The organism is Exiguobacterium sp. s142 (assembly GCF_018618455.1).
Taxonomy (GTDB): Bacteria; Bacillota; Bacilli; order Exiguobacteriales; family Exiguobacteriaceae; genus Exiguobacterium; species Exiguobacterium aurantiacum_A.
The window spans coordinates 1-7,109 of the sequence record NZ_JACSMB010000033.1; the positions used below are offsets into that span (position 1 = coordinate 1).

General features: G+C 40.8%; 7 protein-coding genes. 1 reads left to right on the forward strand and 6 read right to left on the reverse strand.

Annotated features, from left to right (window positions below):
• The 3 genes from KNP77_RS15470 to KNP77_RS15480 all read right to left on the reverse strand — a co-directional run.
• Window positions 1-278, reverse strand: a 278-nt coding sequence (locus KNP77_RS15470; protein ID WP_214891681.1) for a hypothetical protein, incomplete at its 3' end; no start/stop codon positions are given.
• 30 nt (window positions 279-308) lie between these two features.
• Window positions 309-584: a helix-turn-helix domain-containing protein gene (locus KNP77_RS16030; protein ID WP_214891683.1), complete on the reverse strand. Its 276-nt coding sequence runs from the start codon at window positions 582-584 to the stop codon at window positions 309-311.
• A 160-nt stretch (window positions 585-744) separates the two neighbouring features.
• Window positions 745-1,278: a hypothetical protein gene (locus KNP77_RS15480; RefSeq protein WP_214891685.1), complete on the reverse strand. Its 534-nt coding sequence runs from the start codon at window positions 1,276-1,278 to the stop codon at window positions 745-747.
• A 791-nt stretch (window positions 1,279-2,069) separates the two neighbouring features.
• Between KNP77_RS15480 and KNP77_RS15485 the strand changes: the two genes are divergently transcribed.
• Window positions 2,070-2,507: a hypothetical protein gene (locus KNP77_RS15485; protein WP_214891687.1), complete on the forward strand. Its 438-nt coding sequence runs from the start codon at window positions 2,070-2,072 to the stop codon at window positions 2,505-2,507.
• Between the two features lie 53 nt (window positions 2,508-2,560).
• Here the strand turns inward: KNP77_RS15485 and KNP77_RS15490 are convergent, their stop codons facing one another.
• The 3 genes from KNP77_RS15490 to KNP77_RS15500 form a co-directional block, all read right to left on the reverse strand.
• A complete protein-coding gene (locus tag KNP77_RS15490; protein WP_214891689.1) occupies window positions 2,561-3,208 on the reverse strand; it encodes a hypothetical protein in 648 nt (215 codons plus the stop codon).
• 1,497 nt (window positions 3,209-4,705) lie between these two features.
• Window positions 4,706-5,323, reverse strand: a complete 618-nt coding sequence (locus KNP77_RS15495) for a recombinase family protein (protein WP_214891691.1) — start codon at window positions 5,321-5,323, stop codon at window positions 4,706-4,708.
• 1,294 nt (window positions 5,324-6,617) lie between these two features.
• Window positions 6,618-6,923 carry a hypothetical protein gene (locus KNP77_RS15500; RefSeq protein WP_214891693.1) on the reverse strand — a complete coding sequence of 102 codons (306 nt, stop codon included), beginning with the start codon at window positions 6,921-6,923 and terminating at the stop codon, window positions 6,618-6,620.
• Window positions 6,924-7,109 lie beyond the last annotated feature (186 nt).

The following is a 7,109-nucleotide window of genomic DNA, read 5'->3' on the forward strand; positions in this document are numbered from 1 at the left end:
TCCTCACGTGCTTTCTCTTGCCGTTCACTCTCTGCCCGCTGTCGTGCCCGTTCTTCTTGAATTGACTTAACTACGTCTTCGTCGCTGACGTATTTTGATTTTTGTTTCTCGTACACTGAGAACCCTGTAGACATGGGGACAATGCCACGTTCCATACGGATTTTATCTACCTCAATCCCAATATTAACCCGTACTGGCAGTGGTAGCTTGTTCACCTCTGCAATTGCTTCGACGTCGCCATGTGCGACCGCTGTTATAAATTCCTCGTTAAATGCCATTTCAATTCCCCTTTTCCTTGTTGTGATCGGTCACACTCGGTAACCTCGTCTTTCTTTGTTACTCACTAGTTGCCGAGTAGCCACAATATCAGCATTACTCACTGCTAACCGCTTCAGAACGTTCCGTACCTTGTCTTCGTAGTACGGTGTCAACTTCTTGTTTCCATTCTCCAATGCACTTAGCGTCGTATGCGTGATTTCCATCATGTCAGCGAACTCACGTTGCGTTTTATTCCGTAAAATCCGTAGTACAGCGATTTGTCGATAATCAATCGGCTGACGATACGGCAAATTCTTTTCTTCCACTTCTTCACCCCCACACGATAGTTAAAGATACAAATAGCAAAAGGACGCCCAATGGACGCCCTTTCTAGGTTCTCGAATTAGGTTGGGTCAAAATCATTTCGACCTTCCCACCCTTTTGTGTACGGTGAAGCCCCACTTTACAGGTGGGTTGTTTAAAAAGTTAAAGTAATCCACGATCCTTCAGCACTAGCCTAACAATCTCGTTTACTAGATCCGACTTGTTCCCGTGCTTCACTCCGTCAATCACTTCAATAATGTCTTTGTCGAAATAGAAGCCACGATAAACACGATCTTTCTTACCAGCCTCGTTTTTACCTAGTAACACGTCGATTTTGTCGATGTCGCTTTTAGAGACGTTCGTAAACATCGTTTTTTCTTCATCGGAACTAGCAACAACCTTTTCTATCACTGGCTTTGCACTAGCATTATTACTAGCATTATTGTTGTTAGTAGCTTTCACTACGTTATTACTAGCTTTTGTATTGCTTTCAGAACGTATAAAGTCATGGATCGGGCGGTCAAGGTTGGCTTCGTCACCTTCAAAGTGCCACCCGTGGCGGTTTACATACACCGCACCCGCTTCCTTTAATGCTTTCCTAACTCTTCGATCACCTACACCTATTCTAGGCTTTGCGATACTTTCAACCGTTACGTGCGGTTCGTTTAGTAGTGCTATCAAATCACGAACTAACATTTTGACACCTTCTTTCAATTTGATTTTTAGCCACTAGCATTATACTAGCTAATTTCTACATTTTGACCGTCGTCACCTTCAATTGAACGAAACTCGCTAGAAAGATGATTCGTATAGCTGAGTCCACCACTTTGCAATTATCGGGGACTATTACCAGCCAAAAACGGCTTAATACCAATGGTCAAAGGTAACACCATCGGTACGTTGATTAACCCTCGTTCTCAATGGCTTTGTACCGCCATTCTCACGATTTAATAATCCCTCCATATGGTGACTATCAAATTAGGGCACGGATCTACTTAGCTTTGCTGATACTCGTTCAGGTAGGTAGGACAAATCCATTCCTAATTGTGTCTTAAATGTGAACGCCAAAAACGGCTTTGTTAAGCCATTTAGATGGTTGTCGTGAAAATGAATTGTGAACGTTTTTTCAGCGACCTGTATAGCACCCCTTCGCCATGCCTTTTAAGTAAAGAGATAAAGAGATTAAAAGATAACAGCTTCGCTGTAATTTACTACGTAAATTAAACTAACTAAAAAGACACTAACACTAGAGATAAAAAAATAAGATTAGATTCTTTGGAATATGGTCGAAGATCTGAAAGATCGAGACAAGGCGTAAGCCTTTGTTTCTTATCTCTTATCTTTTCCTACTAGTTGAATGGCTTTTTATATTTCCTTTTCCCTGCCCCTCAGACCGTCACCACTACGGTTCTGTGGGGCTTCTTTTTTTGCCCTTTTTCGGTTCGGCAACGTACACTTACTGTAGCTAAATAAAAGGGGATCTGATTATGTGGGAAATCGTTAGTGATTGGAATTGGGAACTTATCATAGCTTTAGGGGCACTAGCTTTAAGTGGGTACACATTCTATGTTCAGAACGTAAAAGCAGAACTTGCGATTTATCCATCTGAAGAAGATGACATTCTTTACGTAATAGTAGAAAATGCGGGGAAGTCATCAGTCAAAGACTACACGCTTCAAGTAGTAGGAATGAAAAATGTTGATCGTTTTTCAGAAGGGATTTTAACTGGAATGAAGTTAACTCAAAGACAAGCAAGTTTTAGCCTTGCACCAAACAGAACAACTACATTTCCTATCGCCAATAAAATTGGATACGTTTTTGATGGCAATTTTCCAATCGTTACTTTCAACGTATACAATGCTAAAGGACGGAAAGTTGACACTTTTACTTGCGATTTTAATATGTACCATAATCAACTATCGTAATGAGAAAGTATAAATGAATAAAATGTAAAAACGGAAAACCCTCAATAACATTTTTAATCATTGAGGGTTTTTGATATTTGGCTGGTAAATCTAATCCGACGAAGAATAGATAAGTTCAAATGCGAATTAGTATATTCTATATTCAACTTCACACTCGACTTAATATTATCAATCTCATATCTTATAGCTTCGACCCTTTCTTTAGCTGGTTCAGTATCCATCAGTCTGAATTTCTCATAATCTTCTAGAAGTCTTTCGATGTTTAGCCCGTCCAAAAAAGCGTACTGACCTGAATATTCTCTAACAGCAAGAAAAGCCATTTCTAAACCTTGAGGGATTTTTTTACCTTCCGCAACATACATCTCTATGGATTCTAGGATATTCTGAATCCCTATATACGGTTCTAATTTATACGAATCATATAATTTTAGAACCACAAAGAGGAAAATCTGATAAACAGTAAATAGATCAATGAACTCCTTTAAAATCCCCTCTCTTTTATAACCTAGAGACTCACCAAAGAAATGTAAAAAAATCTGAAATAACATAAAAACAATAGCTATTTCCATTAAGTAAATCGAAAGTTCAAAACTAAATCTTAACTTGAATCTATTGTGAAAAGAATCATAACGTTTACCTACACGATTAAGAGAAAAGGCAATAACAAAAAAACCTAAAAATGCTACAAAGGACATTAACATGAAAAACCACCTTTCCAATCTTCTTCTCTCCACTAACGCACTCAGCTACGGCTTTTAAGCCTTCGCTTCGCTTGTTTGGGAACTGCTTCAGCAGAAACTAGACTACGCTACGCTAAGTTTTGCTTCATCGTTCCACACGCTAATTTGCTTCTCTTCTCTGATCTATACGTTTTTGCTTCTATTTTTGGTTCGTTCTTAAAGTCATTTTCTTTGTTTTTCTAACGAAAAACTGTTGACCCAGCGACGCAACCAACATCTTCTTGAGAGAGGGAGTGCAACGGCTGGGGCAGAAAATGCCTTCCTTACCGCCCGAAAAGTCAAAATATCGGGGGCAAAGAAGAAAGGCATTTCTGTGTAACGGTTCTTCCGTCGGTCGGTCGTGTATCCGTATGTAACAGCCCAATCAATGCTAGGCTTTCGCCCTGACCATACTACTCACTCAGATAAGCCCTCGTGGTTTCAACGCCCCTTACACTCATGTGTAATTAGTCTTTATAGTTGTCCCCCCTAGCTTTTTGCTAGAGAGTCCTTAACGACTGGTGAACGACATTCAGCGGTTTACTCATGTATAGTCCTTCGATTCCGTGGAATCCTTATCTTTCCTCATTCAGCACTTAGGTAGCTTCCACCCTCGCTATGCCCCGATTGGGAGAGACATAGCGATAAGAGACAACTACCGCCCTCGTATCGTTTACGAAGATCGGCAGTCCGCTGGTTACGGCACTACCCTTAGCGTCCCTATGTACGCTTGCATGAAGCCCAGCTGACTTCTTTCAGTTTTTTAGAAGGTTTTTCAGGCATTCCTTCGTTATGAAGTTTTTAAATATGTAAGGCAACAAAAAAAGACGCCACCCGTTAGCAAATTTCGTGAAATCCGCTATTGAGTGACGTCTTTTCTATACCAAATACCTTGAAGTTACATAGGTAAATTAGTATGATAGATTCATCTAAGTTAGCTGGTACGGGTTTGTACCACTAACCTTCAATAGCAATGTCACTACACATTGCTATACAAATCCGTCACTTCTATGATCTCTATTGCGTTTGGCGACGCTTTAGAGGGAGAAGTGGCGTTTTTGTTTCGTCCGTATTTTGTTACTGCTATTCTACCGCTACTAAAGTTTGCTGACAATACTTATCTGAAAATTGGGAATGGCTTTCATTGGCATAGTATCGCCATACCTAGTGATTTACGTTATAGCGTAACGAATTATTTTCTTCAGCAGGGAAGTTAGACAGATCCGTTAGGGTCGAGTGCTGAATGAAATAGTTCTTTTTTGTGCAGTGTTATTGCTTGCACACTACTTTTAGACACCGAACCTCAAAACATTTCATTCCACAAACCGCTACACAGGCGTGTTTTAAAGCCTCTAGAAGCCCGTATAAGACGTTCTGTTATGCGTGCGTAGAAAGGCCTTGCACAAGCCCGTACAAGCCCCTGTAAGCCCTTCTAAGTGTCGTTACATAGAAACTATTTAGACAAAACGAAAGAGGCTGTCACAGCCCCTCTCTAAGCCCCTTAGCCTCTTCGTATTCTCGCACTTTTTTGTAGAATGTTGGTTTCTTCATGTTCACAGCATCCATGAACTCTACGCCCTTGATTTCTCCATCTTTCCAACGCTTGTACAGCGTGTCCCATTCTTTCGGCAGTTCGATAGCTGGTCTACCCAAATGCTTACCGTTCTTCTTAGCTACTTCGATCCCTTCACGCTGTCGCTGTTTAATCATTTCACGTTCTTGTTGTGCCAGCGTAGTGTACACCTCTAGAAGAATACTATTGACCATATCCATAATATTATCGTTACCTTCAACCGAATCCCTCATAGTAGTTGGCATATCAATGATCTTTAATCGTATCTTGTTTGTTTTAAAGTATTGAAGATACTCTTTGATCTGTTCTTTGTTACGTCCTAGACGGTCAATGGATTTGATGTACAACGTATCACCGCTACGCAGGACTTTAAGAAGGTTTTGAAACCCTTCACGTTCCATGTCTTTACCGCTAGCCTTATCGCTGTAAATATGGTCATCAAACGGTACATAATCTTTCAAAGCGTCATATTGACGGTCTAAGTTCTGAGATTTTGACGACACACGCATATATCCGAAGTCCATAAAGTAGTTCCCCTTTTCGATTTAACTTGTTGATTTAAATATAAAGCAAACGTATATAAAGGTCAAATACTTTTTATACGTTTATGAAGTTCAATTAACCGATTAAATAAACGTATATTAAACACCTTTATAGACGGTATCAAAAGGTACACCTTCTTGTACTATATGTACGACGTTGCTAGAACACATAATTGGTTCTAGGGGGATTTATTTTCCTTTCAGTAGCAGTAGGATACTACGAAACTACTAATGAAAGGGGAGGATTTCTTATGAGAAACAAACAATTCTTTAAGAAATTCGTGAAAGTGGCTAAGGTTCTAATCTCAGGATTAGCAGTATTAGTCGGATTTCTTCACGATTTCTTAGGTGCGGTATATTACGCACTGAAAATCTTCGGGTAAGAGAAGGGGGCTGTATGCCCCTTACATAGACATGATATGCAACCAATCATAAGTGAACACAACTGAGTGTCAACGAAGAAGGACGAGGCAAAGCGGGCTGAGACACTATCAAAAGCCACTGTCACAAGTAGTGGTCAGAAGCACGGCACAAAGAGACGCATGAACAGCGAGAGAAAGAGAACAAGAACGAAGAAGCGAATGACGAAGGAACGATGAAGAAGAGAAGAACGAAGTGAAAGAAGGAAAGAGAATAACGAACAGATCAGCACGACCATACGTGTATGGCTAGGGTCTATTAGACATAATTCGACATTGAAGATCGAGTAACCATGAAGGGGGTACATGGGGGGATAGGGGGGTCTGTAGGGGGTCGGTCAGCTAGTTACAAGATATACACTATATTTTTAGAACCTTTTTGTCACAAACCGCACCACACCAACGTTTCCAACCACAAAACATCCCTGTCAGTTGCAGCGAGTTTTGTTTCAACAGGTACTTACCTTACTCGTCGCACTACAGAAGGGGTGGTTAAGGTTTCTTGCTAATCTATTAGCTGAATCTCGATAAAAAATTTTACGGCAGGATTTTTAAAACAAAAAAAAGAGGGTTAACCCACTCAATTAGAGTGAATCAACCCCTATTTTTTATTACTTCTCGCTACTCGCTTACGGGCATTAGTATTCGTGCTGGCATAGCGTTCATCACACAAATGGTGTCTACCTTCAGCAGTACCAATCATGTATGACGTTCGATTGTAGAAGGTTACGCCACAACGCTTACAAGCAAAGACAGCTGTAGCACGGAGGTTCACGTATCGACTGACCATTGTTACGTCATCCTTGTACGTTTCATTCAACAGTTTCTTGTAAGCTGATTCTGTCATCTCTTTCATGTCAGAACCTCAACACGACGTCTAAGCACTGGTCGTCGCCCTCTACAATGATTTCGTAACGAATATAGTCGCCCCATTTCGGAAAGATAATTCCGTGGTGTTCGTCAATGATGGCAAACGTCCCAACTTCATAGAAGATAGAACCGTCTGTACTCCACTCGAATTTAACGTACAGTTTGGTGTCCTCTTTCCAACCCGCTTCTACATCGACACGCAAGTTGACTAATGAATTTAGCATTTTGAACGGTTGGCTGATTCGATTAGCAGTAACCGCTAGTTCGTGTTTCTCGTCTCGTACATCTCTCATGTGGTGAAATCGGTAATCTAGCATGAAGTCACCACCTTAGTACGTCAGCCCAGCACGGGCACGTTTCACTTTGTATTCAATAACCTTACGCATATGTTCCTCACGTGCTTTCTCTTGCCGTTCACTCTCTGCCCGCTGTCGTGCCCGTTCTTCTTGAATTGACTTAACTACGTCTTCGTCGCTGAC

What these genes read in the sequence shown, in the direction of transcription:
- KNP77_RS15485 (WP_214891687.1), top strand. Translation starts at nt 2,070, where the DNA reads ATGTGGGAAATCGTTAGTGATTGGAATTGGGAACTTATCATAGCTTTA.
- KNP77_RS15500 (WP_214891693.1), bottom strand. Translation starts at nt 6,923, where the DNA reads ATGAGAGATGTACGAGACGAGAAACACGAACTAGCGGTTACTGCTAAT.
- KNP77_RS15490 (WP_214891689.1), bottom strand. Translation starts at nt 3,208, where the DNA reads ATGTTAATGTCCTTTGTAGCATTTTTAGGTTTTTTTGTTATTGCCTTT.
- KNP77_RS15495 (WP_214891691.1), bottom strand. Translation starts at nt 5,323, where the DNA reads ATGGACTTCGGATATATGCGTGTGTCGTCAAAATCTCAGAACTTAGAC.
- KNP77_RS15480 (WP_214891685.1), bottom strand. Translation starts at nt 1,278, where the DNA reads ATGTTAGTTCGTGATTTGATAGCACTACTAAACGAACCGCACGTAACG.